The sequence below is a fragment of the Myceligenerans halotolerans genome (assembly GCF_054782975.1).
This window is the reverse complement of sequence record NZ_BAAGRL010000012.1, coordinates 389,245-414,462: the sequence shown is the minus strand read 5'-3', so window position 1 is coordinate 414,462 and position 25,218 is coordinate 389,245. Positions and strand designations below refer to the sequence as shown.

At 69.0% G+C, this 25,218-nt stretch carries 13 protein-coding genes and 1 pseudogene; 2 read left to right on the top strand and 12 right to left on the bottom strand.

Annotated elements, in window-relative coordinates:
• The 8 genes and pseudogenes from ACYVK5_RS10970 to ACYVK5_RS10935 all read right to left on the bottom strand — a co-directional run.
• Nucleotides 1-634, bottom strand: a pseudogene (locus ACYVK5_RS10970) (IS1634 family transposase); the annotation flags it as partial.
• 532 nt (nucleotides 635-1,166) lie between these two features.
• A complete protein-coding gene (locus ACYVK5_RS10965) occupies nucleotides 1,167-1,382 on the bottom strand; it encodes a hypothetical protein (RefSeq protein WP_460704747.1) in 216 nt (71 codons plus the stop codon).
• A 263-nt stretch (nucleotides 1,383-1,645) separates the two neighbouring features.
• Nucleotides 1,646-2,008 carry a hypothetical protein gene (locus ACYVK5_RS10960; RefSeq protein ID WP_460704745.1) on the bottom strand — a complete coding sequence of 121 codons (363 nt, stop codon included), beginning with the start codon at nucleotides 2,006-2,008 and terminating at the stop codon, nucleotides 1,646-1,648.
• 166 nt (nucleotides 2,009-2,174) lie between these two features.
• The gene (locus ACYVK5_RS10955; RefSeq protein ID WP_460704743.1) at nucleotides 2,175-2,486 is read right to left on the bottom strand and encodes a hypothetical protein; all 312 of its coding nucleotides are present in this window, start codon (nucleotides 2,484-2,486) and stop codon (nucleotides 2,175-2,177) included.
• Nucleotides 2,487-2,581: 95 nt separating this feature from the next.
• Nucleotides 2,582-9,061 (bottom strand): RHS repeat-associated core domain-containing protein, encoded by a 6,480-nt coding sequence (locus tag ACYVK5_RS10950; RefSeq protein ID WP_460704741.1) that lies wholly within the window; start codon nucleotides 9,059-9,061, stop codon nucleotides 2,582-2,584.
• Between the two features lie 107 nt (nucleotides 9,062-9,168).
• On the bottom strand, nucleotides 9,169-12,798 hold the full coding sequence (locus tag ACYVK5_RS10945) for a LamG domain-containing protein (protein ID WP_460704739.1): 3,630 nt from the start codon (nucleotides 12,796-12,798) through the stop codon (nucleotides 9,169-9,171).
• 361 nt (nucleotides 12,799-13,159) lie between these two features.
• Nucleotides 13,160-13,861, bottom strand: a complete 702-nt coding sequence (locus tag ACYVK5_RS10940; RefSeq protein ID WP_460704737.1) for a response regulator — start codon at nucleotides 13,859-13,861, stop codon at nucleotides 13,160-13,162.
• Entirely contained in the window at nucleotides 13,858-15,390 is a 1,533-nt protein-coding gene (locus tag ACYVK5_RS10935) for a sensor histidine kinase (protein WP_460704735.1), read from the bottom strand. The genes ACYVK5_RS10940 and ACYVK5_RS10935 overlap by 4 nt, the downstream gene beginning before the upstream one ends.
• Before the next feature lie 187 nt (nucleotides 15,391-15,577).
• Here ACYVK5_RS10935 and ACYVK5_RS10930 point away from each other — a divergent pair, with 187 nt between their 5' ends.
• Complete coding sequence (locus tag ACYVK5_RS10930; protein ID WP_460704733.1) at nucleotides 15,578-16,261, top strand: response regulator transcription factor; 684 nt, start codon at nucleotides 15,578-15,580, stop codon at nucleotides 16,259-16,261.
• A 4-nt stretch (nucleotides 16,262-16,265) separates the two neighbouring features.
• Entirely contained in the window at nucleotides 16,266-17,624 is a 1,359-nt protein-coding gene (locus ACYVK5_RS10925) for a sensor histidine kinase (RefSeq protein ID WP_460704731.1), read from the top strand.
• A gap of 22 nt (nucleotides 17,625-17,646) precedes the next feature.
• On the opposite strand, the gene ACYVK5_RS10920 is transcribed toward ACYVK5_RS10925, so the two are convergent.
• From ACYVK5_RS10920 to ACYVK5_RS10905, 4 genes are all read right to left on the bottom strand, one after another.
• Nucleotides 17,647-18,687: a zinc-dependent alcohol dehydrogenase family protein gene (locus ACYVK5_RS10920; RefSeq protein ID WP_460704729.1), complete on the bottom strand. Its 1,041-nt coding sequence runs from the start codon at nucleotides 18,685-18,687 to the stop codon at nucleotides 17,647-17,649.
• A gap of 174 nt (nucleotides 18,688-18,861) precedes the next feature.
• A complete protein-coding gene (locus ACYVK5_RS10915; protein WP_460704727.1) occupies nucleotides 18,862-21,420 on the bottom strand; it encodes an ABC transporter permease in 2,559 nt (852 codons plus the stop codon).
• 102 nt (nucleotides 21,421-21,522) lie between these two features.
• On the bottom strand, nucleotides 21,523-24,156 hold the full coding sequence (locus ACYVK5_RS10910) for an ABC transporter permease (protein ID WP_460704725.1): 2,634 nt from the start codon (nucleotides 24,154-24,156) through the stop codon (nucleotides 21,523-21,525).
• Nucleotides 24,153-24,965, bottom strand: a complete 813-nt coding sequence (locus ACYVK5_RS10905; protein WP_460704723.1) for an ABC transporter ATP-binding protein — start codon at nucleotides 24,963-24,965, stop codon at nucleotides 24,153-24,155. The genes ACYVK5_RS10910 and ACYVK5_RS10905 overlap by 4 nt, the downstream gene beginning before the upstream one ends.
• Between the last annotated feature and the right edge of the window lie 253 nt (nucleotides 24,966-25,218).

Genomic DNA, 25,218 nt, shown 5'->3' with positions numbered 1-25,218 from the left:
AACACCCGCGACCCGACACCAACATCGGCATAACCACGACCTCGGCGTAATTCGAGAACCCGGGTTTACGCAGGTCGTCGGCCTTGTCGGTCTCGAAGTAGAGAGTCGAGACATCGAACAGCACCAGGCTCGTGGGGCCGAGCGAGGCCCGGGAGGCCAGAGCCCGAGTGAGCTGGTCGCGGAAGGTCGTGTCTGCGTAGACCGGAAGCCGTCGCCGCAACGTCGGATACGAGACCGCCTCGATGCCCGTCTCGGCAAGAACTCGCAGGCTGTCCTGCTTCGAGGTCGGTTCGATGATCCTGGCCAGCACCATCTGACGGAACACCTCATCCTGACCGCTCGCGTCGTCCAGGCCGAGGGCGTCGAAGCCGGCGTTCAGCACGTCGATGAGGACCTCGGCCCGTGACGCGGTCACCGGCACCCGCGCACCCCGGCCCGGCTTGGGCACCGGACCGGCCAGATCCAGGCCCAGGTCGAGCTCGTCCTGCCCAGCCGCGATCTTCTGCGCCGCGACCGCCTTCAACAGCGCCAGTTCCTCACCGTCGTGCGCGGACCCGAGGTGCTCCAGGTCCAGTTTCCCACCCCGTTTGGAGTAAACAACCTGCACCGCCGTCGCACCAGACGCCGTCGTCACCGTTCGAATGTACGGAGCCACAACCCGCAGCATACGAGACCCCGTTAGTGCCCCAATCCACGCCCGTGATCCCGCAAAACCCCAGGTCAACGAGCTACGGAACTCCAGACCCGCCAGAAGTGATCAAAGTCAGGTACCTGTTCAGCCGCACGTCTCGTGAGGCTGTGACCTGCGGGAACGTGTAGGTTGGGTGGGTGGTCGAGCCGTCGCGTGAGCAGATCGTCGAAGCGCTCGCGCTGCGTGACGAGAGGATCGCGGCGCTGGAAGCGCAGCCCAGGCGATGTTCGACACCCTGGTCGGCGCGTTGCGCACCACCACCGCGGCGCGGGCTGCGCCCGCGTTGACGCCGCTGACCCGGGTGACCAGAATGGCGCCGTTCTCGAGCCAGTTCGGGATGATGCTGGCCCCGAGCATGTCGCAGCCCGACATTGGCCACCGCGTCTGTTCGGATGCCCGGGGGGGCAGGCGCAGTCGACCAGTAAATCCCTGGAACAATCAGGATTACGCCGCTCCTGGCCGTTTGGCCGGGCGTTCACTTATAATCGTACGTATAGCACCATGCGAACGCTTCGACGATCTCCTCCGGAATCCCCGGGTGGGCCGCCCGAAAATCGGCGGCGGCCTGTTCACCCATAGATGAGATATCCGGCGCCGTCATATGCGCGGTGGACCGGTAGAAATCCTCCTCCAAATCGCGCACTTGTTGCACCAGGTCGTCCGCATAATTGGCGCCGAACTCGCTTCTCACGAGATTGTCGTCACGCAATGGTGACCGCGCGCTTCCCCGGCCGGTCCACACGAGAACGGCTCGGGTCAGGTCCTCATATGCCATATATCACCGACTCCAAAGGCCATTGCCGCTCCAGCTGATGGATCTATCCCTGTAATCGAGAGAACGCTCGGATCTACCCTGGACCGGACCACCCCAGACTCGCTCGAGCCAGTGAATAGGGAATTCGAAGGCAGACCATCAACGCACCAAAGCACTAATACTGAGTCCAGGCAGCCAAACTACGAGCCGAAAAGTGCATCAAAGTATCTGTCACGTAAGGGCATGATCTCTGAGACGATAGCTGATTGAACACGGAGCTCTCTCAACATCTCCTCAGCCGGTCGCGCACGAGTATCCAGGTCGCTGGCGAGCCTCGATGCAAGTCCTTGATACTCATCGGGGCCCTCCTTCAATGCCTGCCAGAGCAGGACGCGCATCTTCTTGCCGCCATGGGCATACCACCCCGGAGGTCGTCGACCGCCAACCGTACGGCAGAGCAACACATCCACAATCACCTCCCTCCACTCGAACTGAACTTCGATTGTGATCGGATCCATCACGAACACGAGAACATCCGTGACGGAATCGTGGTCCAACGTCACAGTTGCACCATAGGAGTCCAGGAGGAACGCGAATTCCGAACGCGCCAGCGAGAGAATTCTACCCCGGTCGTCATCGTCAGAAATCAAGTCCGGGAACACCCCCGTTGACCCGTCGCGCTCGAGAGGCCGAACGGACGATCAGGCCCGTCAAGACCCCGAAGACTTATCAACCGCCCTCCAGACGATCGACAAGATCACGCAACGACCTGGCCACGACCGGCCAACGTCCGTCGATGGCCATAAAGCGCACACACGGCATGCTCGCCCGGTAGTCCAATGCGATTGGGCGGTCGTAGCCCAGCTCTCCGATCAATACTGACCGTGCAGGATCGATGGCATCCGGCTCGACACCAAACCAGGCAGAGTCTTCCTCTTGGCGCCAATCCTCTGTCATGCCGACGACCTCATCGAACGTGTAGAAGCGCCACGACCGATCCGGCGCTTCGCCGAAGATCTCCTCGACGAGAGTTGGCAACACGCGAGGATCCTGTCGGTACGCAGTCCACTGAGGAGTGTTGATGGCCGCATCCCATTCATCAGGAAGAGGAAATCCCGCAACCAATCGACTAGACATCACTGTCCTCTCACCGTTCTTCCGGTCAGGCCGCCCATGGTATCGAGTATCCCCTGACGCAGGTCAGCCGGCACGTAAGGGTCTCCCATTCTGCCGTTAACCGAGCGCGACAGCCACTCGACGTTCAAGCTTCCGTCCCCCTGAAGGATCGCCGTAAAACCGGCCCTCCTTTTAGTGGGCGCTCCCATTGCCTGGGTCATACGAGCGTCCACGACGGCATGGCCTCCGCGACGAGGCACATAGCCATTTGGCAAGTTCGCACCCGCCCGGCTTGGGAACGCCAACACCGCGCCAGTTGCTTCGTCGTAAACGCCACTGAACCCCTGACCCGCTGAGAAGCCGTCCAAGTACGAGGACGCCAGATCCGACGCCTTGCCCAACGTTGTCAGCGCACCGGCGGTCTCGTTGTTCGCGGATTTCATGCCAGCGCGGGCGAGGACTCTGCTGGCGGCTTCGACCTTCTTGTAGAAGGAGATGACGCCGTCGATCATCTTGTACAGGACCTTGATGGCCTTGGCGCCCTTGCCCCATGGGGTGATGCCGATCGCGAGCATGGCGCACGAGCCGATGTCTGACTCGAGACAGCCCATGAGGTCGTTGTAGCCGACGAAGTCCTTCAGGAGTTCCCACCCGAGCTCCAGGGCGACATCGGCGACGGACTTGTCCATCACTGCTTGAGCCTTGGCGATCTCCTCCTGGGTCGGTCCGACAGTCGACGCCCCCGTAGTCCCGACACGATCACCAGGCACGATCGGACCGGGCCCTGGCACAACGGGACCATCACCCGTGATCGTGCCAGCCCCTTCAACCTCCAGAGTCACTTCGTCAGATATTGGCGTCACGATGGGCGTGATCGGCTTGATCGCGAAGAGCCCATCAGGATCCGACAGCGTGGTCGGATTGTTGTTGGAGTAGTTGTACCCGTGCATCTGGGTCGGGTCAGTCAGATCCATGACCGGATCCAGACTGATGAACCTGCCCAGAGCGGGGTCGTACTCACGCGCGCCCAACGAGACCAGACCCGTGGTAGCGCGGTCGTCGTACCCGCCGACGAACCCGCGCGTACCAGGCCACTGGTCCGGGCCCACGCTGCCCGAGCCGCGTTCCGTACCGAACGGGGTGGTGCGCCGCTGAGCGACGTCCGACAAGTCCGCAGCATTGACGGTCAGCTGACCGGTGCCGTGGTGATCCGCCAGAACGAACTGGGTAGCCCCGGCGTCGTCGACAACCGCCATGTGCCCGTCACCCAGATCGACGTACTGCGTCATCTTGGTATCGCCGGAGGCGGTGGACGTCGAGCTGATCTCCGTCGGCCCAAGGTACAGGGTCGACGTCGTCACCCCGTTCGTGTCGGTCTCGTGGCCGACCAGACGGCTACCGTCCGCGTCGTACACGTACTCCGCACTCGACCCGTCCGCGTTGACCACACTCGCCAGACGACCATCAGCACCCCAATCAAGCGTCTGAGTGTCACCGCCGATCTGCCGGGACGTGGTCCGGCCCACCGCGTCGTAGGTGTACTGCTCCATCGACTCGACCGCCGGACTTCCTCCAGAAGCGGCCACTGTCTGGTTCACCTGTGCGACCGCGTGAGGCTGGGTCTCGCTGTACTGATAGTTCCGGCCAGTCAGGGGATGCTCGGGATTGGTGTGCTGGACTTCACTGAGCCGAGACCCGGCCTCGTCGTAGGACCACTCGTGCCAGTAGTAGGCCGGTCCGCCGAGCATGCCCGCGTCAGCGCCGGCCTGTCCGGAACTCGCGCAACCAAGGACGTCCTGCGTCCACGCCTCGGTGAGCTGGGCCAGATGGTCATAGTCGAAGCACTGAACCTCCGTGCCGGTCCGAGAGACGTCGGTCAACGACAGGATGTTGCCGGCCTCGTCGTATTCGTACGTCTCGTTGCGGTCCACGCCGGGCTGGTCGAGGCGGTCGATGCGATACGTGGACAGGCGGTTGGTGCCGTCCTCGTACGTGTTGGTCGCCCATAGGGACTTGCTCAGTGGGCCGTGCATCTCGGTCTGCGTGAGCTTGCCGACGTAATCGTAGGTGTGGGTTGCTTCTACGCCGTTGGATGCCAGGGTGCCGGTGATCCAACCGGTGTCAGGGTCACGTTCGTATGCCACCGATACCCCATCCTGAGACCCGAGCAGGGCGGGCCTGGGCTGGCCGGCGAGATTACCGGCCACCGTGTAGGAGGTGGGGGTGATGTAGGTGCCGGCCAGGTCGCCCTCGGACTCGGGGATCAAAGTCAGGGTGCGGCGGGCCCGGTAGAGGCTGTCGTACTCGATGACTTGTGTCGTGTACGCGTTGCCGTCCACGTAGCTGGTCGCGGTGGCGGGTTGTCCCTTCCCGTTGCGGACCGTGTCGTAGGTCCAGGACCTCAGCAGCGTCCCGCCCGATCCTCCCGCGCGGACCTCGGTGGGCCTACCGAGCCCGTCATACGCGTGCCACGTGATCTCGTTCTCGGCATTGGTGGTGGTGATCAACTGTCCGCGGTCGTCATACGTGCTGGTCGTGGTGCCAGAGTCGGGGTCGGTCGTGGAGGCCTGCCGACCGCGCTGGTCGAACTCGTACGACCACTCGTTCCCCTCGGGATCGGTGACCGTGGCCAGTTCTCCGCGCGGAGTGTACGTGTAGCTGGTGGCATCGAACCCGGAGGTGTCTCCCGGCCGTGCATTGACCGCGTCGAGGTGTCGGCGCAGCTCGATCGTCTGCCCACGCGCGTCCGAGATCGCAGTCGTTGCTGTCCCACCGGTCAGGGGGATCGTCGTGGTGCGGTCCCCGCGGTAGATCCACCTCGTCGTGCCAACGGTGTACTCGCCGTCCGAGTCGCTGTACATGGTCCGCGATCGTGTTGGCCGGCCCGTGCCGTCGAAGTCTGTGCGGATCATCGTGTCGACCGACGAGGAGTCGTACGGATCGAAGATCCCGGCGGCGGGCGCCTGGTCGTTGTAGTACGGCTCGTAGGACTGGTGGTTCAGTCCACGTGCGTCGTAAAACGTGTCCGAGATGATCCGCCCGCTTTCAGGGCCGGGGACCTGGGTCTGCCGCACACGCAGCTGCCCATCGTAGATCGTCCAGGAGGTGCGCTGCTCGCCGTTGTCGTTCAGGACCGTGGTCCCTACTGCGGCGGGCTTGCCCTCGGCGATGCGGTAGGTGTACTGCATCGAGGGCAGCTGCGTGGTAGCCCTGTCGGTCAGCCAGACCTTGCCTACCCGGCCCAATGCGTCGACGTGCACGGACGTGTTCTTGCCGTTGGCGTCTACGACCCGCGTAGGGGTACCGCGCCGTGGGTCCAGCATCGTGGTCGTGGTCAGCGCCGTCGCGGAGTCTCCTGGAGTCGCCGGCGGCGTTGTCTCCGTCATCGACGTGGCGAACCCACTCGCCGGCGAGTACGACGTCGTCGTGGTGCGTCCGTCCGAACGGGTGCTACGCGACAGGGCGCCGTTGCCGTGGTCCGTGACCCGAACGTCGGCGGACAGATCCGTCACCGACGTGACCCGGCCGTACGAGTCGTAGGTGGAAGACGCCTCGACGTACTCGGCGGTTGTGCCGTCGAACCCGGCGAGGTCCGCGGTGCGGGTGATGCGCCCCGCCGTCGGCGCGGCACCGTAGCCCTGTCCGTCGTACGCGTAGCGGACGTCGTTGACCACCTCACCGCCCGCGTAGTCGGGCGCGCCCTGCCAGCAGCCGATAGCCCAGGTCACCTTCCGGCTGTGCAGGCCCAGGATGTTCTTGGACGCGTTGGTCGCGTACCACATCTTCGAGCAGCGCTCATCGCCGGTGACGCTCGTGTCTCCCGCATCATGCACATGCGTGATACGGCCGGCAGTCGTCTCGAATAGGTTCGACACCTGCGTGGTCCGCCACGGCGACCCGCCGGTACCGAGCGATGTCCAGGTCTTGGACTCCTTCGTACGAACGAACCCGGATCGAATGGTGCCCCAGTCACGCTCGCTGATGGCGGTGCGGTGCCACCACGGCCGGTTGACCGTCTTGGACAGGATCTCCCCGTCGATCTCGGCGAACTGCGCGGTCTTGTAGGCGAACCCGGCCAGCCAGTCACTGTCGGTGATCGGATCCCCTTCGCCGCTGCCGAGAGAGACCTCGACGGAGCGCTTCCCGCCCGACCTGTTGGACCGGTCGCCGTCCATGCCGCGCAGGAACCATGATTCGGACTGGCTGACCTGCTCCGTCACCGACCCGGTGGTGGTACGGACATGGCCGTAGCCGCGCCAGTCCGACCAGGTCTTCTCCTCATCGGGCGTCAGTCCGGTCGACTCGTCCCAGTGCCATGCGCCTCCGCCGAGGTACTCGTACCGGGTCTCGGAGTCCGGGGCGCCGCCCGTGCGGTCCGTGGTCACCGTGGAGGTCACGACGTACTTGTTGAACCAGTCGGTCACCGGATCCAGCTCAGCGCCGGGCAGCCGGCGCTGCGGGAAGCAACGCGTGGTGTTGGTGTTCTCGGCCGGGAGGTTGCTCGCCTGGCATGCCGGGTCCGAGTAGCCGACGTCGACCTGTCCGCCTGTCTCGTCCACCACCGTGGCCAGGCGCGCCTTGACGAACGGCGCCTGACCGTCCCCGGTCTCGTCGAGCCGGTTCACCAGTTGCTCGTAGCCGAACTCCACCGGCGGCAGAGCAACGTCACCTGACAGGTCCGCGTCGGTGGCGTGCCCGGTCTTGCCGGTGCGGGTGATCGACTTCAGCAGCAGCTGGTAGTCAGTGTCCGCGGTGCCCCACTGGTGCTTCAGGCTCCACGTGTCCACCGGGGTGAACGCCCCGTCGACATGGACCCTCGTCGTGATCGACGTGAGCCTGTCGCGGACCCAGAACGACGCGGAGGTCCGGCCGTTGTCACACGTTGCCGTCGAGCTGCAGTTCAGGTCCCACGGCGTGTCGAACCAGCCGTTGGGCTGCTCGTTGATGTCGTCGCACTGGGCGCCTTCCACCGCACCTGGGATGCACCGCTCGCCGTACCCGAACGTCACCCTGCCCAGCGGCGTCGCGCCCGACACATCCGACGAGTCGAGACCATAGTCGATGCGGTCGAGCGTCCCGCCACGCGTGTAGCGGACGTTGTCCTCCGGGTCGCCCAGGCTGCCGTAGGAGTTGGTGTCCTCGGTGTAGTAGTACGAGATCGCGTTCCCCGCCGGGTCCACCGCGTAGTCCAGGTTCCACCGCCACGCTTGATCGCAGACCGACGCCGCGCGTGTAGAGGCATGGCAGGGGTCCCCGGCGTCATCACCGAGTACCGGCACTGTCCATGTCGAGTTCGTGACGCTGTCGCCCGAACTCCAGCCTGGCAGCCGGTGATACCCGAAGTAGTACTTCACGCCCTGGGGAGTGGTGACACGCCAGTACTCGTTGTTGTTGTCGCCGTTGGCCCGGGCGCTGTTGGTGAGCAGGTCGACCTTCGTGCCGTCATCCTTGGCCAGCCGCCAGGAGTTCTCCCCGTCCGGGACCAGCTCACCCGCGGCTCCGTTGAACGAGATGTGCGCGTTGTCGTAGTCCCAGCACTGGTCACCGATCGCGTGACCCTCGTCGTTCTTGACGTCGTCGATCGAGCAGGACTTGTACTTGCGCTCGATGAAGCCCGGCCACAGATCGAACCCGTCGCCGACCAGGGATCCCTGGTTGTTCGTGCTGGACGTGCGCCCGTCGATCCCACCCGAGTTGTAGGACAGCCCGAGAGTCGGAGTGAAGGAACCCGGAACGTCCGGCACACCGATCGGATAGTTCCACGCGAACGAGCCTGACCTCAGGTCCGTCGACCATGAGGCGGACTTCGACAACGGCGTCGCGCCGAAGTCTCCCGTGTCACCCGAGGTCGCGGCCGCCACTGCCAGCGTAGTCGGTTCCGCGGCATTGAGTTCGACGCTCTGCGCGGTCAGTGTCTGCTTCTCAGCGTCGTTGACCGTCTCGACCGGCACGCCGGACTCGTCCACCAGCGTCAGACGCCCGCCATAGCCGCCACCGGACGCCCCAGCGAACTTCGAGTAGTCGACCTCCACGTCGACCACGACGTCACCCGCCCCTGCACCACCGGTGCGGGCTCCGGGCGCTGCGGGCCCGGACTGCTTCGGGACCGACAGGCGTACCGCCGGTCCAGCACCGTCGGACGGCGTGCTCACCTTGACGGTGACCTCATCCAGCTCCGCACCGGCACGCCGGGTGACGGCAACGGGCAGGTCTCCCACCGTCGTCGGGCCGCCCACCGCAGCCCGACGCTTGCCACCATCGCGCTCATCGATGGCGTTCCCAGGAGCGACCGGGATCGTGGCCGTACCGCCGCGCGGCAGGCCCTGGGCCGGAGCGGCGGGATCCGGCAGCTCGGGCAGGTCGGCGGCGCGCGCTCCCCTGTCCTGGCCGGACACGACGGTACCGAGGTCGGCCTCCGGCGGCTCGCTCGGTGCCGCCGACGCCGGCGCCGTCATCGCCGGCACCAGCAGTGTGGCAACCAGGGCCGTCGTTATGGTCATTCCCGACCACAACGCCGCCCCGCGCCGCCGACTCTCGCTGGTCCGCCAGGAACGGGTCACCGGTGAGCTGATCGTCATCTCGTTCACCCTCATACCGTTCGTCATGGTCATGCTCCCGGGACCGCTGTGGGCAGGTCATCGCCCGTGGCCAGCAGTTCGATCTGCGTGGACGACAGCACGCCCTGGAACACCCAGGCGTCATCGATCACGCCAGGCCAGTGTTCGCCCCAGGCGTCACCCGCCCGGCCCGCACCGAGCGTCACCCGCCTGGCGGGAGTGAGCAGCTCTACCTGCTCCAGCTGCGCCATGTCCGGACTTGCGCCGTTGATCCACAACCGGGCCGTGCGCGCCACCGAATCGTAGGTGACCGCCACATGTGTCCAGTCGGTCGAGTCAGCACCGGTCCAGTCACCCGTCAGGCGCGAGACAGTCCCACCGGTCCCGTCGGTATCCCGAACCACCAGCTCCCACACCGTCACCGGCGCCCCCGTCTCGTCCGTGCCCGGAACAGCTCGCACCCGCAGTGCCGACTCGTTCAGGCCCGTCAAGGACATCACCGTGGCCGGCTCACTCAACACACCGACCGATGAGACGAACGCCGCGACCGTCAGGCTGCTGGACGTATCGATCGGCATCTGACCCCATGGGGTGTAGGCGTGCTGGGTCCCGTCCAGGTCCAGAGCCCGCAGACCGACCTTTCCCCATCCGAAGTCGCTCAACCCCGCACCGGCCTGTGGCGCCATGACCGGCCCCGGCACGCCGGCGTCGTCCACATACTGGTTGGGAACTTCTCCGTTGGTGTCCAACTCCTCGAACGACCACCGGGATGCTACGGCCGGACGTCGATCTGCCAACTTCTTGGCTTCCACGCCCGGGACGTACCGGTTGTAGAGCCTCACGCTGTCAATCTTCCCCGGCCAGTACGACGTCGGATCGGCAGTGGCCGAGTAGCGTCCCGCGCCGATGGTGACCGGTCCGGACTCGTCCACCGGTTCGTAAAACTTCATCGACGAACTGGACACACCGTCGACATATATCAGTAGCGTGTTCGACAACGAATTGTGCACGCCGACCAGGTGCGTCCACCGCCCGGACCGTACCGGCACGTCGGAACTGGCGGCCCGGATCGCCTGATTGGGAGTGTATCGGCCGAACGCCCATCGATCGGTGCGCCCGTCCTCCGAGCCGGTGTAGTACAGCTTGTAGTCCATGTAGTCGGGCCCAGCCTGGGACACGAACACGGCCTGCCCGGGCGTCTTGGCGTCCAGGTACACCCAGGCCTCGACCGCGAACGAAGAGGTGGTGGCGACACGCTCCGAGGACGGCGCGGTTCCCGAGTCTCCGGTGCTGTCCAGTACCAGGGCATCGCCGTCGACGCGCTCACCCGCAGGCAGCGTAGCCACGTGCGCGTCTCCAGAGAGAGTCAAAGGGCTGTCGGTCTGGGCGCCGTCGAACCCCCACGTGGAGACTGGCAGCCGACCTGCTCCGATCCGCACCTGATAGACGCCCGTGTCGGACTTGTTGCCTGCCGCGTCCAGCGCCTGCGCATTGACCGTGTAGACACCGGGCTCCGACGGCATGAGCCAGAACCCAGCCTGTGCCGCGGAAACCTCCGGGCTTGACCCGGTCGGCTGCGCGTTGATCTCGTACCGATACTTGACCACGTCGCCCGAAGACGAAGAGAAGTTGAACTTGCCGGACTGTCCCACCCCGTCGAGCCACGGATCCTCAGGGTCTTCCGGGTCCGACGCCGACCATCGACCGGACGTGATTTCGGGGGCTTGTGGAGCCGAGGTGTCGTACCTGAAGTGACACTTCCACCCCGAACCCTCGTACGACCACGCGCTCCAGTCGTGCCCGTCCCACACCCGCACGGCCCACCGCAGCGTCTGATTCTGCGGAATCTCCGCCTTGGGGACTTGCACGCTGAATGCCGATCCATTCGCCTTCGAACTCGACGGCACCAGGCCCGAGGTCCATACCTGATCGTTGTTCAGGTCCATGATCGTGAACCGGACCCGCAATCGGTCCACATCCGGATCCGTGGCCTGAGAAACCACCAGCTTGTCGATCGACCGGATCTGAGGCGCATCTGCGAAGTCCGCGCACGTCCCGCCGGGGTTCATCGACAACTGGGTCGCCTTAACTCGGTTCGGCGGGCGGTTGTACTTCACTCGCACATAGCCGTCGCGCGAGAACTTCTTCCAGTAGGACTTGTCGGTCTCGGAGTACGCGCGCATCCCGAGAGTCAGGCGCCCCCATCCCTCGTCGGCGAACCACTGCATCGTGTCCCGGATGCCGAACTCCGCGTCCGCCGCACTGTTGCACGTGGACTGGTTCCCGCCGTAGTGGAACGAGTCGTGCGCGATCAGTTCCTTCCAGAACGTCGAGTTGCTCGTCTTGTTCCACGACGTGTTGGACGAGTTGATCGCCCCTACACGCCACAGGTCGACGCGGTGGTTCGAGCACACCGCGGAGTGCGTGTTCTTCACCACGAACTCGGCGGAGAGGATCCTGGTGCCCTTGAACCGCGACACGTCGAACTGGTACATCAGCCGGTAGGTCGACCCGCCCGGGCAGTCCGACCAGCCCGTACACGTGCCCAGACCCTGTGTCGACTTCCCGTTGAACTTCCAGCCCATGTTGTCCGGGTACGACTCGTTCGGCGACGCCCACGCTCCCGCCTTCGGCGTATGCCACTGCGGATCGATCACCACCGGGAACGTCGTCTCCGGATCCGTCAGCAACTCCTGGTCCGGGATCAGCGTCAGCCGGTCGCGCTCCGCCGAGACCTCGACGCCAACCTCGGCGAACGTGTCGGGGTCGCCCGTCTCGCCCGCCGCGTCCGCGGCGGTGTCCGCGTCACCAGCGCCCGAAGCGCTCGACCGAACGGCCGTCTCCTCGGCAGACTGCCCGCCAGCCTGATCAGGCTCGGCAACCGTGTCCCACATCGCCGCCGGCGGAGCGGCGAACACCACGCCCGCCGCACCCTGGTCCCGGGCTTCCAGACCACCATCCTCGGTCTCCGAGACGTCGAGCCCCTGGGTCTCCAGAGCGAACCGGATCTCGGCCAACTCCGGCGACGCGGCAGCCTCGGGGGTCTTGACCACGAAGTACGAGGCGTACCCGTCCTCCGTGGCCGTCATCTGCAGGTCCACACCGTCCAGTACCTCGCTGTACGTGGCGGTGTCCCCGTCCAGCCCCGGACTCGGCAACGGCTCCGGCCACGTCAGCTGCACGACCCGCCCCATCCGGTCCATCCGCACCAGCGGGCCGTCGCCACCGGCGGAGAACTCGACATCCACCGTGGAAGCCACCGGCGCCACCACGCCGTCAGCCTCTCGCAGCGCGGTGTCCACGCGGGCCCAGTCGCCGTCGACCCGCGTCCACTGCGGAACCACGAACGAACGCCCCTCCAGGGTGCCGTCCGGCTGTGCCCATACCTCGCCCTGCTCGCTGCGCTGAGCGACGACCTCGACCGGCTCACCGGTATCGGCGGCCTCGGCCAGCGCCTCCGACTCGGCCTGCGACACCGTCTCGATGTCCTCGACCGGCTGCGACCCGTCACCCGGCGCCTCCAGGACCGGCCGGCCGTCGTCCGCCAGCCCGTCCCCGGTCGGACCGTCCTCGGCCTCGGGCCCTTCCTCGACGGGATCGGTCACCGGCAGTTCATCCGCGAACGCTGGTGCCGACACCGCCGGCACGAGCACCACACCGCTCAGGGCAGCGACGGTCACGAACGCCGCCGCGAGAACAGGCCATCTAACCGCCATCGAAGGTCGAACCGCCACAACTGCTCCATCCGTATCGAACAGGACGACACTCACGGAGCCGTCGGACCGTCGACAACTTACCCAGGATCAGGTAAGTCGTGTCAACGTTTATGCCTATTCGAGGCGCGATTTCACCCATAACGCAAAGCTCGCCACGGCACGGAAACCTGTCGGCAAGTTCCCGGCCATCGTCACGTCACGAATGCCTTCGGGCGCGCCACGCCCGAGCACCGCCGCGCAAGGACGACTACATCGTGTGCATTCGGACGGCTAGGAGGGGCGCGCGAAGACGGTCAGCACGCGCGGGCCAAGACCGGCAGGACACTCACGCCCCCGGCCGCACCAGCCCCGTCTCGTACGCCGTCACCACCGCCTGGACGCGGTCGCGCGCACCCAGCTTGGCCAGGACCCGCCCGACGTGCGTCTTCACGGTCGCCTCGGCGACGTACAGCTCCGCCGCGATCTCCTGGTTCGACCTGCCGCGCGCCATCAGCACGAGCACCTCGCGCTCGCGCTCGGTGAGCGCGCCCAGCGCCGCGTGGGCCTCCGCGCCCTGCGGGTCGGTCGCGGGCAGCGCGGTCACCAGGTGCTCCAGCAGCCGGCGCGTCGAGGACGGCGCGATCACCGCGTCACCCCGGTGCACGGTGCGCACGGCGGCGAGCAGTTCCTCCGGCGGGGCGTCCTTGAGCAGGAACCCGCTCGCGCCGACCCGGATCGCCTCGAGCACGTATTCGTCGAGGTCGAACGTGGTCAGAACGACGACGCGCGGCGTGTCCTCCCCGGGGAGGACGCCGTCGCGCCCCAGCAGCCGTTCCGTGGCCTGCAGGCCGTTGAGGTTGGGCATGCGCACGTCCATGAGGACGACGTCGGCCGGGGTGGCGGCGAGCAGCCGCAGCGCCTGGAGTCCGTCACTCGCCTCGCCGACGACGGTGAGGTCGGGCTGCGAGTCGATCACCATGCGCAGGCCGGCGCGGACGAGTTGCTGGTCGTCGACGAGGACGACGCGGGTCGGGGCGGTCTCGGTCATGACTCCTCGTCGGTCGGGGTAGCGGGTCGTGCGTCAGACGCCCTGGCGGCGGGCGTAGGGGCCGGCGCTCCCGCCGTTCCGCCGGCCGGCGCCTCCGTCGCACCGTTGGCTGGATCGCCCGTCGGCGGGCCTGCCGGCGCGTCGTTCGCCGCGTCCGCCGGTATACCGGTCGGCACGTCGGCCAGTGTGCCATCGGCGACGCCGGCCGGCGCCAGTTCAAGGTGTCCGACGTCGCCCACCGCGGCCGGCACCGGGACGACGAACCGCACCTGGAAGCCGCCGCCGGACCTCGGGCCGGCGGTGAGCCTCCCACCGAACAACTCGGCTCGCTCCCGCATCCCGACCAGACCGTACCCCGCGCCGGGGGCGCCGGGCTGGGTGTTCGAGGCGAGCCCGCGGCCGTCGTCGGACACCGTGAGCTCGATCTCGCGCTCGCCCCAGCGGATCAGGACGGTCACGCGGGGGCTCGGCCCGGCGTGCTTGCGCACGTTCGTGAGCGCCTCCTGGGCGACGCGGTAGATGTTGAGCCCGATGCCGGGCGGGAGCTGGCGTTCCTCGCCGATCCGGGCGTAGGAGACGCGCAGCCCGTCGGAGCGGGACTGCTCGACGAGCGCCTCGATCTGCGTGACGTCGGGCTGGGGCGCGATCGGGGCGGGCCCGTCGCCCTGGCCGCCGGAACCCTGCTCGCCCGACAACGCCGGTGCGCCGCTTCCGGGGACGCCACCCGGGGGCGGGGACGTCCGCAGCACCCCGAGGATCTTGCGCATGTCGGCCAGAGCGGCGCGGCCCGTCTCGGCGATGGTGTCCAGGGCACGAGTCGCCGCGGCAGGGTCGGACCTGGCGGCGTAGCGGCCGCCGTCGGCCTGGGCGATGACGATCGACAACGAGTGCGCGACGACGTCGTGCATCTCGCGGGCGATCCGCGCACGCTCGGCGCCGGCTGCGATCGCCGCCTGCTGGTCGCTCTCGAGCTGGAGCCGCTCCGCGCGATCCCTCAGCGCGTCGAGCATCGCCCGGCGCGACCGGCGGAACAGGCCGAGCGCCCAGGCGGTGCAGAAGATGAGGAACGCGAACGTCCCGGCGCCCTCGGCGGCGCCGTTGTCGTCGCCGAGCAGGAGCTTGATCTCCAGGAACAGCAGGAGACAGCCGGCCGCCGCCGCGATGATGCCCGCCCGCGGCCCCCACCGCGGGCCGTAGGCGGTCAGGCCGTAGAGGGAGTAGGGCAGCATGAGATCGACCGGCATCAGGACGGGCACGGCCAGCGCCATGTGCGTCAGCGCGAGAACCAGCATGGCGGCCGTCGAGGCCACGGGCCGGGTACGCACCCAGGCCATCGGCACCATCATGAGCACGGACCACACGACGGGGAACCACGTCGGGAGGTTCGCCTCCCACACGACGGCCCCGTACGAGCCGGTCGAGGAGACGAGCACGAAGCCCCCGAGGATCACCGCCACGGTCACGTCGGTCGCGAAGCGGTGACGCTCGAACCACCCGGACACACGTTCGTACAGACTGGGGCTCTCCACGGTCGCCAGCGTATGGCCAGCCGTTGACCCGCGCGTCATACCGTGGTAGCACTTTCCCTGGACAGGGGGAGGATTCGCACGGTTCGTGGCGGCTTCGCCGAGCGACGCGCCGAACCGATTCGTCAAACCACTAGATATACCCCTGCCGGTGGCAGCCAGGACGCGCGTTATGCCCTACCATGGCGGAATGACTCACGTACTCCTAGCCGAGGACGACCCGGCCATTGCCGAGCCGTTGGCGCGTGCGCTCACCCGTGAAGGTTACGATGTCGTCGCGCAAGGAACCGGCAAAGGTGCGATCGAGCACGCGAGTGCCGCGGACATCGTGGTTCTGGACCTGGGCCTGCCTGACATGGACGGTTTGGACGTCGCGCGGGAGATTCGCGGTAACGGCCTGACGGTTCCGGTCCTCGTGCTCACCGCTCGCGCCGACGAGGTCGACCTCGTCGTGGGCCTCGACGCCGGCGCCGATGACTACGTCACCAAGCCCTTCCGGCTCGCCGAGCTGCTCGCGCGCGTGCGCGCGCTGCTGCGCAGGACGCACGGCGAGACCGGCGAGGAGGAGGAACTGCACGCACAGGACGTGCGGGTGGACGTCTCCGCGCACCGCGCGTTCCAGGGGGACCGTGAGCTGCACCTGACCACCAAGGAGTTCGACCTGCTCCGGGTGCTCGTGCAGAACGCCGGCTCCGTCGTCGTCCGCGACACCCTGATGCGGGACGTCTGGGGCTCGGACCCGGTCGGCTCCACCAAGACCCTCGACATGCACGTGTCGTGGCTGCGCCGCAAGCTCGGCGACGACGCGAACGCTCCGCGCTACGTCTCGACCGTGCGCGGTCTCGGCTTCCGCTTCGAGATCGGAGCGAGCTAGCCACATGCGCCACCGCATCGTCCAAGCGACGATGGTCGCGGTCGCGGTCGCGGTCCTGCTGCTCGGAGTACCCTTCGCCATCTTCGGTGCGCGGTTCGTCTACGACACCGAGGTGAAGCGGATCGAGCAGCGGGCCGTTGCCATCACGGAGGATGTCACCCGTGAGGTGTCCCGCCCGGGATACGTCGAGGGCGAGCTCCCCGAGACGCTCCTCGCGGACGCCGTGCAGCCGGCCGAGACCGAGACGCCCGCGCGCGTGACGGTCAGCCTGCCCAACGGAACCCTCCTCTCGCGCGGCGAGGCGCCGACGGGCTCCGTGATCGACGCTTCCTGGAGCACCATGACCCCGCGCGTCGTGGCGGTCACCATCGAGGTCTCCGCCTGGCCCGCCTACATCAAGTCCGGTCAGCTCGTCTTCCTCATGCTGATCGGCAGTGCCGCGGCGTTCACCGCGGGATCGGTGACCGCGGCCTGGCAGGCCGAGCGCCTGGCCCGGCCGTTCGTGTACCTGGCGGGCGCGGCCGAACAGCTCGGCGCCGGGCAGGTCCGGCCCCGGCTCGACCCGTCCGGCGTCGAGGAGATCGACCTGGTCGCCGCCGAGCTGGCGCGCAGCTCGGACCGGCTGGCCTCCCGGCTCGCCGTCGAGCGGCAGTTCACCTCCGACGCCTCCCATCAGCTCCGCACACCGCTCACGGCCCTGACGATGCGGCTGGAGGAGATCACCCTCATGTCCTCGGAGCCCGAGGTGCAGGAGGAGGCCCGGATCTCGCTGGAACAGGTGGAGCGGCTGGTCGGCGTCGTCGACGATCTGCTCGCCCGCTCCCGCAAGGCGCAGGGCGGCACGACCGAGTCCGTGGACCTGGCGGTGGTCTTCCGGCAGCAGCACGAGGAATGGCGCGACACGTTCGAGGCCGCCGACCGCACGCTCGTCGTCGAGGAGCCCGGTGACGAGCGCGTGCTCGCCACGCCCGGCGCCCTCGCCCAGACCCTGTCGACCCTGCTCGAGAACTCGCTGCGGCACGGCGCCGGCGCGACGACCCTGCGGTCCCGCCCGTCGGGCACGCGCGGTATGGTCGCGGTCGAGGTCACCGACGAGGGCGAGGGCGTCCCCGAGGACATGGTCGGCCAGATCTTCGAGCGCGGCGTGACCTCCGGCAACGGCACGGGGCTCGGGCTCGCGCTCGCGCGCGACCTCGTCGCGGCCGACGGCGGGCGGCTCGAGCTCAGCCAGCGCAAGCCGCCGGTGTTCTCCGTGTTCCTGGCGGGCGTGCCGCGCACCTACGACCCGCAGGCAGTACTGCCGGTCGGGTCGACGGTCTCATCGATGGAGAACGGCAAGCGGCGACGCTGGGGGCGGGGCTGACGCCAGGGGCGAAGCTGAGGAGCTACGCCCCCGGGTGGATCATCGTCATCCCGGCGACCGTCGCACGGTCGAAGCGCGGCAGCAGCTCCGCCGCCTCGGCGAGGCCGATCACCCGTTCCACGAGGTCCTGGGGGCGCAGCACGCTCTGTTCGATGAGCGCGAGCATCCCCGGGTAGTCCGCCGCGGACATGCCGTGGCTCCCCAGCACGTCGAGCTCCCACCCGATGACGCGGTCCATCGGCACGCGCGGATGCCCGTCGACGGGCGGCAGCAGGCCGATCTGCACGTGCCGGCCACGGCGCCGGAGGCTGAGCAGGGCGTCGGCGCAGGTCCGCTCGCTGCCGACGGCGTCGACGGCGACATGGGCGCCCCCGCCGGTCAGCTCGTGGACGACGTCGGGCACCCGGGTGGCGTCGTCGGACACGACCACGTGCTCGGCGCCGAGGGAGCCGGCGACGGCGAGCGCCTCCCGGTTGCGGTCGACGACGACGACGCGCGCGCCGAGCGCCCGCGCGATCATCACGGCGCTCAGCCCCACGCCGCCTGCGCCGATGACGGTGACCCACTCGGATTCCCGGACGGCGGCGCGGCCGACGAGGCCGCGGTAGGCCGTGGCGAAGCGGCAGCCGAGGGCGGCGGCCGCGTCGGAGCTGACGGTCTCGGGGACGGCGACGAGGTTGGTGTCGGCGGCGTGCAGCGCGACCTTCTCGGCGTAGGAGCCCCAGTGCGTGAAGCCGGGCTGTTCCTGGTCGGGGCAGACCTGCGCGTCGCCCTGGGCGCACCAGGTGCACCGGCCGCAGCCGCAGACGAACGGGACGGTGACGCGGTCGCCGATCCTCCAGTTCTCGACGCCGGGGCCTAGTGCGGTCACGACGCCGGCCAGCTCGTGGCCGGGGACGTGCGGGAGGGCGATGTCGTCGTGCCCGGCCCAGGCGTGCCAGTCGCTGCGGCACAGCCCGGTGGACTCCACCTGGACGACGGCGCCGCCGTCGGGCGCGACGGGCTCGGGGACGTCCCGCACCTGGGGTGTCGCGCCGATGGCGTCGAAGATCACTGCTTGCATCGCGGACCTCTCGTGGATGGCTCTCGGAGGGACGACCCAGGCTACCGGCGGCGCGGCCCGGCCTCCGTGACACGGGACCGTCGAGGTAGCGGGCTGTACGAGCGGCCTCGCGCCTCGGCGGTCTCGCGGCCGGGGTCGTCGATCGCCCCAGCACTTCTGGTGTCGTAGCAGGCGTCACTCGGCCGCGAGCGCCTCCACCGGGGAGGTGCGCACTGCCCGGCGGGCAGGGAGGACGGAGGCGATCAGGCCGGCGACGAGCGCGACGGCGAGGACGGCGATGAGCTGGGTCCAGGGGATGGTGAAGGTGACGTCGCCCATGACGGACAGTGCGGTGACGGATCCGGCCCAGCCGAACACGAGGCCGAGGACGATGCCGGCCACCGCTCCGACGCCGGCGACGAGGACGCCCTCGACGGCGAGCGTTCCGCGCAGTTGCCTTGTGCTCATGCCGATCGCACGGAGCATCGCGTTCTCGCGGGTACGTTCGACGACGGACAGGGACAGGGTGTTGGCGACGCCGACGATCGCGATCGCGATCGCGACGGCGAGCAGTCCGAGCACGAGTCCCAGGACGACGTCGACCATGCGTTCGTATCCGGCGCGCGCCGCGACGGGGCCGACGACGAGCACGTCCTGGGTCGCGAGGCTCTCCTGGGTCTGGGAGAGCGCGTCGATGGGGTCGGCGTCCGGGTCGACCGATGCCCAGATCTGGCGTGCGGCGTCGGGGTCGATCGTGTCGAGGTCTGCGCGGGTGACCAGGCCGGCGAGGTGCTCGTTGCTGGTGACGGTGACGGTCAGTGGTGTGGTGTCGCCGGGTCCCGTGACCTCGACGGTGTCGCCTTCGGTCACGTCCAGGAGTGTCGTCTGGGGATCGGTGAGCAGGATGGTTCCGGGGCTCAGGCCGTCGATCGCGGCCGGGTCGTTCACAAGCGCACGCAGGTCGGCGGGTTCGGCGCCACGGAGGTAGAAGTCCTCCCCGTCGACGGTCGCCGAGGTGTTGCGGACCTCGATGGCCCGGTCCACGGGCGGGAGCGCGGCGACGTGGTCGGCCGTTCGTTCGGGTAGCTCTGTACCGGTCGGGTAGACCTGGAGGTCGACGGGGTACCGTTCGGCGAGGGAGGTGTCGGCGACGCTCCGGGCGCTGGCCGCGCCCGTCGACATCATGACGACGAGGGTGACACCGATCAGCAGGGCCGACGACGTCGCGGCGGTGCGGCGGGGGTTGCGCCGGGTGTTGGCCCCGGCGAGGCGGGCGGTGGCGCCGAGCTTGTCGGTGAGGCGTCCGAGGAGTGCGGTGAGTGGCGTCGACCAGAGCACGGCCCCGAGGACCACGCCGATGAATGCCGTCGTTCCGCCTGCGACGCCGACCGCGAGCCCGGTCGTGGCGCCGTCCTGCGTGCCGAGCCAGGCTCCGGTGCCGAGGAGGGCGAAGCCGGCGCCGGTGGCCAGCACGGTGAGCGCCACGCGAGCGCGTCCGGCACCTCGGTGGAAGCGGGGGACGCCGGAGGGCTGCAGCGCCTCCAGCGGTGCGACGCGGGTCGCCGACCGCGCCGGAGCCAGGGCCGCCAGTACCGTCACCGTCGTGCCGGTGAGGAGCGGGGCGGCCACGACGGCGGGTGTGATCTCGATCGTCGCGGGGAGCGGCACGCCGACGTCGAGGCCCGGCGCCAGTAGGAGGGTGAGTTGCGCGAGTGCCGCACCTGCCACGACGCCGCCGAGTGAGGCCAGCACGCCGAGGACCGCCGCCTCCAGCAGCATGGACCGGTACAACTGCCCGCGTCCGGCCCCGATGCAGCGCAGCAGCGCGAGGGTGCGGGTGCGCTGGACGACGAGCACCTGAAACGTGTTCGCGATGACGAGGCCGGCGACGACGAGTGCCACGGCGGCGAACGTCAGGACGAGCACCAGGAACACGAGGTTCTCACCGCCCGTCTTCTCGGCGGCCAGCTCCTCGGCCAGCTCCCGTACGCTCTTCACGGTCACGTCGCCGGGACTTGCCGCCGCGGTGGCCAGCGTGTCGCGGATGCCGGCCGCCGGTTCGCCGTCGTGCAGCGTGGCCGGCTCCAGGACAGCGACGATCTCGAGCGGGTCGCCGCCGGGCCACTGCTCTGCGAACCAGGCGCCGGCGTCCCCCGGGTCCAGGACCACGGCCCCGCCGCTCTGGGCGTACGCGCCGTACGGGTCGTCGGCGAGTCCGACCACGCGCAGGCCGGTCGCCTCGTGCTCGTCGCCGCCCTGCGGCGCGGTGATCTTCCAGGGGCCGGTCTCGACGGTGTCCCCGACGCTCAGCCCGAGACGTTCGGCGAGGTCGCCGGACAGCGCGATCTGGCCGTGCGTCGTCGGCCACGCTCCTTCGGTCAGGTCGAGCGGGAGGAGCCGCTGGTCCGACGGCGCGACGACGGCGGGCGCGTACGCCCGGTCGTCGCCGTTGCCGAGCTGGACCTGGGCGGGGAGCAGTGCTCGGGCGGCGGTGACCCCGTCCGCGGCGCGTACGGCCTCGAGGTCGTCCCGCCAGGCGGTACCGCTCGTGGTGACCACGAGGTCGCCGTCGGCATATTTCGCGGCCACCATGTCGTACGTGGTGCGCGTGGCGACGTCGCCGGCGAGCAGCGCGACGACGACGAACGCGGTGCTGATCATGATCGCGACGGCGGCGGCCGCCAGCCGGCCCGTGCTGCGCCGCATCTGGGCGAGGGTGTAGCGGGCGGTGGGGTGGCGCGCGATGGTACCCACAGCGGTGTTCTCCTTCGAACGAGTCGTTCTGACGAAACCGCCGGGGTAGCGGGTGCCCGTGCGGGACCCGCTACCCCGGCGGTGAGGGACGAGAGTGGGTCGTCACTCCGCGGCGAGCGCCTCCACCGGGGATGCCTTCAGTGCGCTGCGCCCTGGTGCCACCGACGCGACGAGGCCGGCGATGAGCGCGACGACCAGGACGAGTCCGAGGTCGAGCCAGGGGACGGTGAGCGTCACCTCGCCCATGATGGACAGTGCGGTGAGTGCTCCGGTCCAGCCGTAGACGAGGCCGAGCACGATGCCGAGCACGGCCCCGACCCCGGCGATGAGCATGCCCTCGACGGCGAGCATGCCGCGTAGCTGGGGTTTGCTCAGGCCGATGGCCCTGAGGGTCGCGGACTCGCGCCGGCGTTCGATGACGGACAGGGACAGGGTGTTGGCGACGCCGATCACTGCGATCACGACGGCGACGGCGAGGAGGCCGACGACGATGCCGAGCATCACGTTGATCACCTGTTCGAACTGGGCGCGCTGTGCGGCGGGGCCGGTGACGAACACGCCGTCGTCGGAGGTGGCGTCCTGGACGGCCGTGAGGACGTCGGCTGCGTCTGCGTCCTCCGCGAGGGAGGCCCAGGCCTCGCTGAACGCCGCGTCGGGGTCGACCTCGCGTAGGTCGGCGAGGCTGACGAAGCCGCTGAGGCCGTCGCTCGGGGTCGACGCGACCGTGAACGGCACGGCGTCGCCGGTTCCGGTGATCTCCAGGGTGTCACCCTCGGCGACCTCGAGGTACTCCATCTCGTTCTCGCTGAGCAGGACGGTGCCCGGCGCGAGGTTCTCGAGGGCGGCAGTGTCGTTGACGGTGGTGCGCAGGTCCTCGGGGTCGGCGCCCCGGAGGTACATGTACTCGTCGCCGGGGAGTTCGGCGTCCGTCGCGTAGATCTCGGTGACGGTGCTGACGTGGTCGACGCCGGCGACGGTGTCCACGGCCGAGGGCGGGACGCTGCCGGAGCCGGGGATGACCATGAGGTCGACGGGGAACGTCTCGTCCAGGGTCGAGTCCGCGGTCTGGCGGGCGGCGGCCGCGCCGGTCGTCATCGCCACGATGAGCGTGACGCCGATGAGCAGTGCCGTGGCGGTGGCCGACGTGCGCCGCGGGTTGCGCAGCGTGTTCGCGGCGGCCAGGCGGGACGCGGGGCCTGTGCGGGCGACGAGCTTTCCGAGGAACGCAGCGACCTTGGGCAGCCAGAACACCGTGCCGATGATGACGCCGATGAGCGAGATCGCCACGCCGAGCACGGTGGCGGCCAGACCGACGTCGACCCGCCCGTCCGTACCGAAGGAGACGCCGAGCCCGACCAGGGCGAACCCGCCGATGGTGGCGAGCGCGGAGAAGACGGCGCGTACCCGGCCCGCGCCCTTGCGCACGCTCAGGGTCTCGGCCGGCCGCAGTGCGGCGAGCGGGGCGACGCGGGTGGCGTTCCTGGCGGGCGCCATCGCGGCGACGAGCGTCACGAGGACGCCGACGGCGAGCGGGATGAGCACGACCTGCGGGGTGATCGTGACGGCGGCCGGCAGCGGCACCCCGATGTCGAACTGCGGGGCGACGAACAGGGCTGTCTGGGCGAGCAGGACGCCGACGGCCACGCCGCCGAGCGAGGCGACGAGGCCCAGGACGGCGGCCTCGAGCAGCACGGAGCGGTACAGCTGTCCGCGTCCGGCCCCGATGCAGCGCAGCAGCGCGAGGGTGCGGGTGCGCTGGGCGACGAGCACCTGGAACGTGTTGGCGATGACCAGGCCCGCGACGAGGAGCGCGACCGCGGCGAACGTCAGGACGAAGACGAGGAACACGAGGTCCTCGCCGCCGGTGCGCTCGGCGCTGACCTCCTGGGCCCGCTCGTCCACGGTCTGGACGTCGTGCTCGCCGCTGCTCACCACCGCGGCGTCGACGGCGTCGCGGACGGCCTGCGTGGGCTCGTCGCCGGACATCGCAGACGGCTCGAGGAGTGCGGCGATCTCGAAGGGTTCGCCCGGTACGGGATCCTCGCCCCACTCGTCGATGTCGGCGGCCGTCGCGACGACGGCGCCGCCGCTCATGGCGTAGGCGTTGTAGGGGTCCTCGGTGATGCCGACGACGCGGACGGGTTCGGCGACCTCTTCACCGTCGCCGGTCTCGGGGTCGGTCTCCACCCAGCGGTGGATGTCGATCTCGTCACCGATGGCGACGTCGAGACGTTCGGCGACGTCGTCGGGTACGGCGATCTCGCCGCGTTCGGACGGCCACTTGCCGCCGGCGATCTCGAGCGGCATGAGGCGGTCGTCCTGCGGGCGGGCGATGCCTTCGGCGTACGCGTAGGTGCTGCCGTTGCCGAGATTGAGGTAGGTGCTCCGGACGGCGTCCGCGGCGACGACGCCGTCGGTGCCACGCACGGCCTCGACGTCCTGACGCCAGTCGTTCCCAGAGGTCGTGACCAGGATGTCGGCGTCGGCGTAGCGTGCGGCGATCGTGTCGTAGGTGGCGCGGGTGATGACGTTGCCGGCCAGGAGCGTCACGGCGACGAACGCCGTACCGATGAGGATCGCGATCCCTGCGGCGGTCAGGCGGCCGGCGCTGCGGCGCATCTGCGCCATCGTGTAGCGGGCCGTGGGCAGGTTGTTGCGCTTCGGGGGCACCGCCGCGACACCGGCGGGCGCGGTGCCCGGTGCGCCGGTGGACGGCGCCGTCGTCGTGGTGGTCATCGGGCACCAGCCCCGGGGACGACCGGCATGGTGCCCGTCGAGACGTTCGGCTCCAGCGTGCGCAGCGCGTCCAGGCCGGCCAGCGCCGACTCGGGGGTCGGGTCGGAGATGTCACCGGCGATACGGCCGTCGGCGAGGAGGACGACACGGTCCGCGTAGGCCGCGGCGGCGGGGTCGTGCGTGACCATGATGATCGTGCGACCGAGCTCGCGGACGCTGCGGCGCAGGAAGCTCAGCACCTCGGCGCCTGACCGGGAGTCGAGGTTGCCGGTGGGCTCGTCGGCGAAGACGACGTCGGGCTGCGCGATGAGCGCGCGAGCGATCGCGACGCGCTGCTGCTGACCGCCGGACATCTCGGCCGGACGGTGGGTCAGGCGCTCCGTCAGGCCCAGCGTCTCCACGAGAGTGGCGAACCACTGGCGGTCCACCGTGCCGCCGGCGAGCTCCACGGGGAGCGTGATGTTCTGCTCTGCCGTGAACATCGGCAGGAGGTTGAACTGCTGGAACACGAAGCCGACGCGGTCGCGGCGCAGCTTCGTCAAGGCACTGTCGTTGAGCGCGGTGACGTCGGTGGTCCCGACGAACGCCTGCCCGGACGTCGCGCTGTCCAGCCCGGCGAGCAGATGCATCAGCGTCGACTTGCCCGAACCCGACGGGCCCATGATCGCCGTGAACTCGCCGGCGGCGAAGTCCACGTCGACGCCCGCCAGAGCGTGCACGGCGGCCTCCCCGGATCCATAGGTCTTGGTGAGGTCACGCGCCCGGACGGCGCGGGTGCCGTCGACGGGGACGTACACGGTGGTGTCCACGGAAGTTCTCCTCGAGATGAAGGGACGTTTTCTCCAGCACCCAGGAATCTACGGACCGGCTGGCCGGGCCCGCGTCGTGCGACGGGATGGTCCTGTGCGACGGCTATGTCATACCTGAGTCGTACAACCACCCTGAATCTGTAGGACCGGGGGCCCGGGGGTACCCCGATCACGAAGATCCGCGCTGGTGACGGCGACGCGAAGCTGTGGAGAACGCCCGTCGCGCACAGGGCGGGCGGATGCGCCGCCCGCC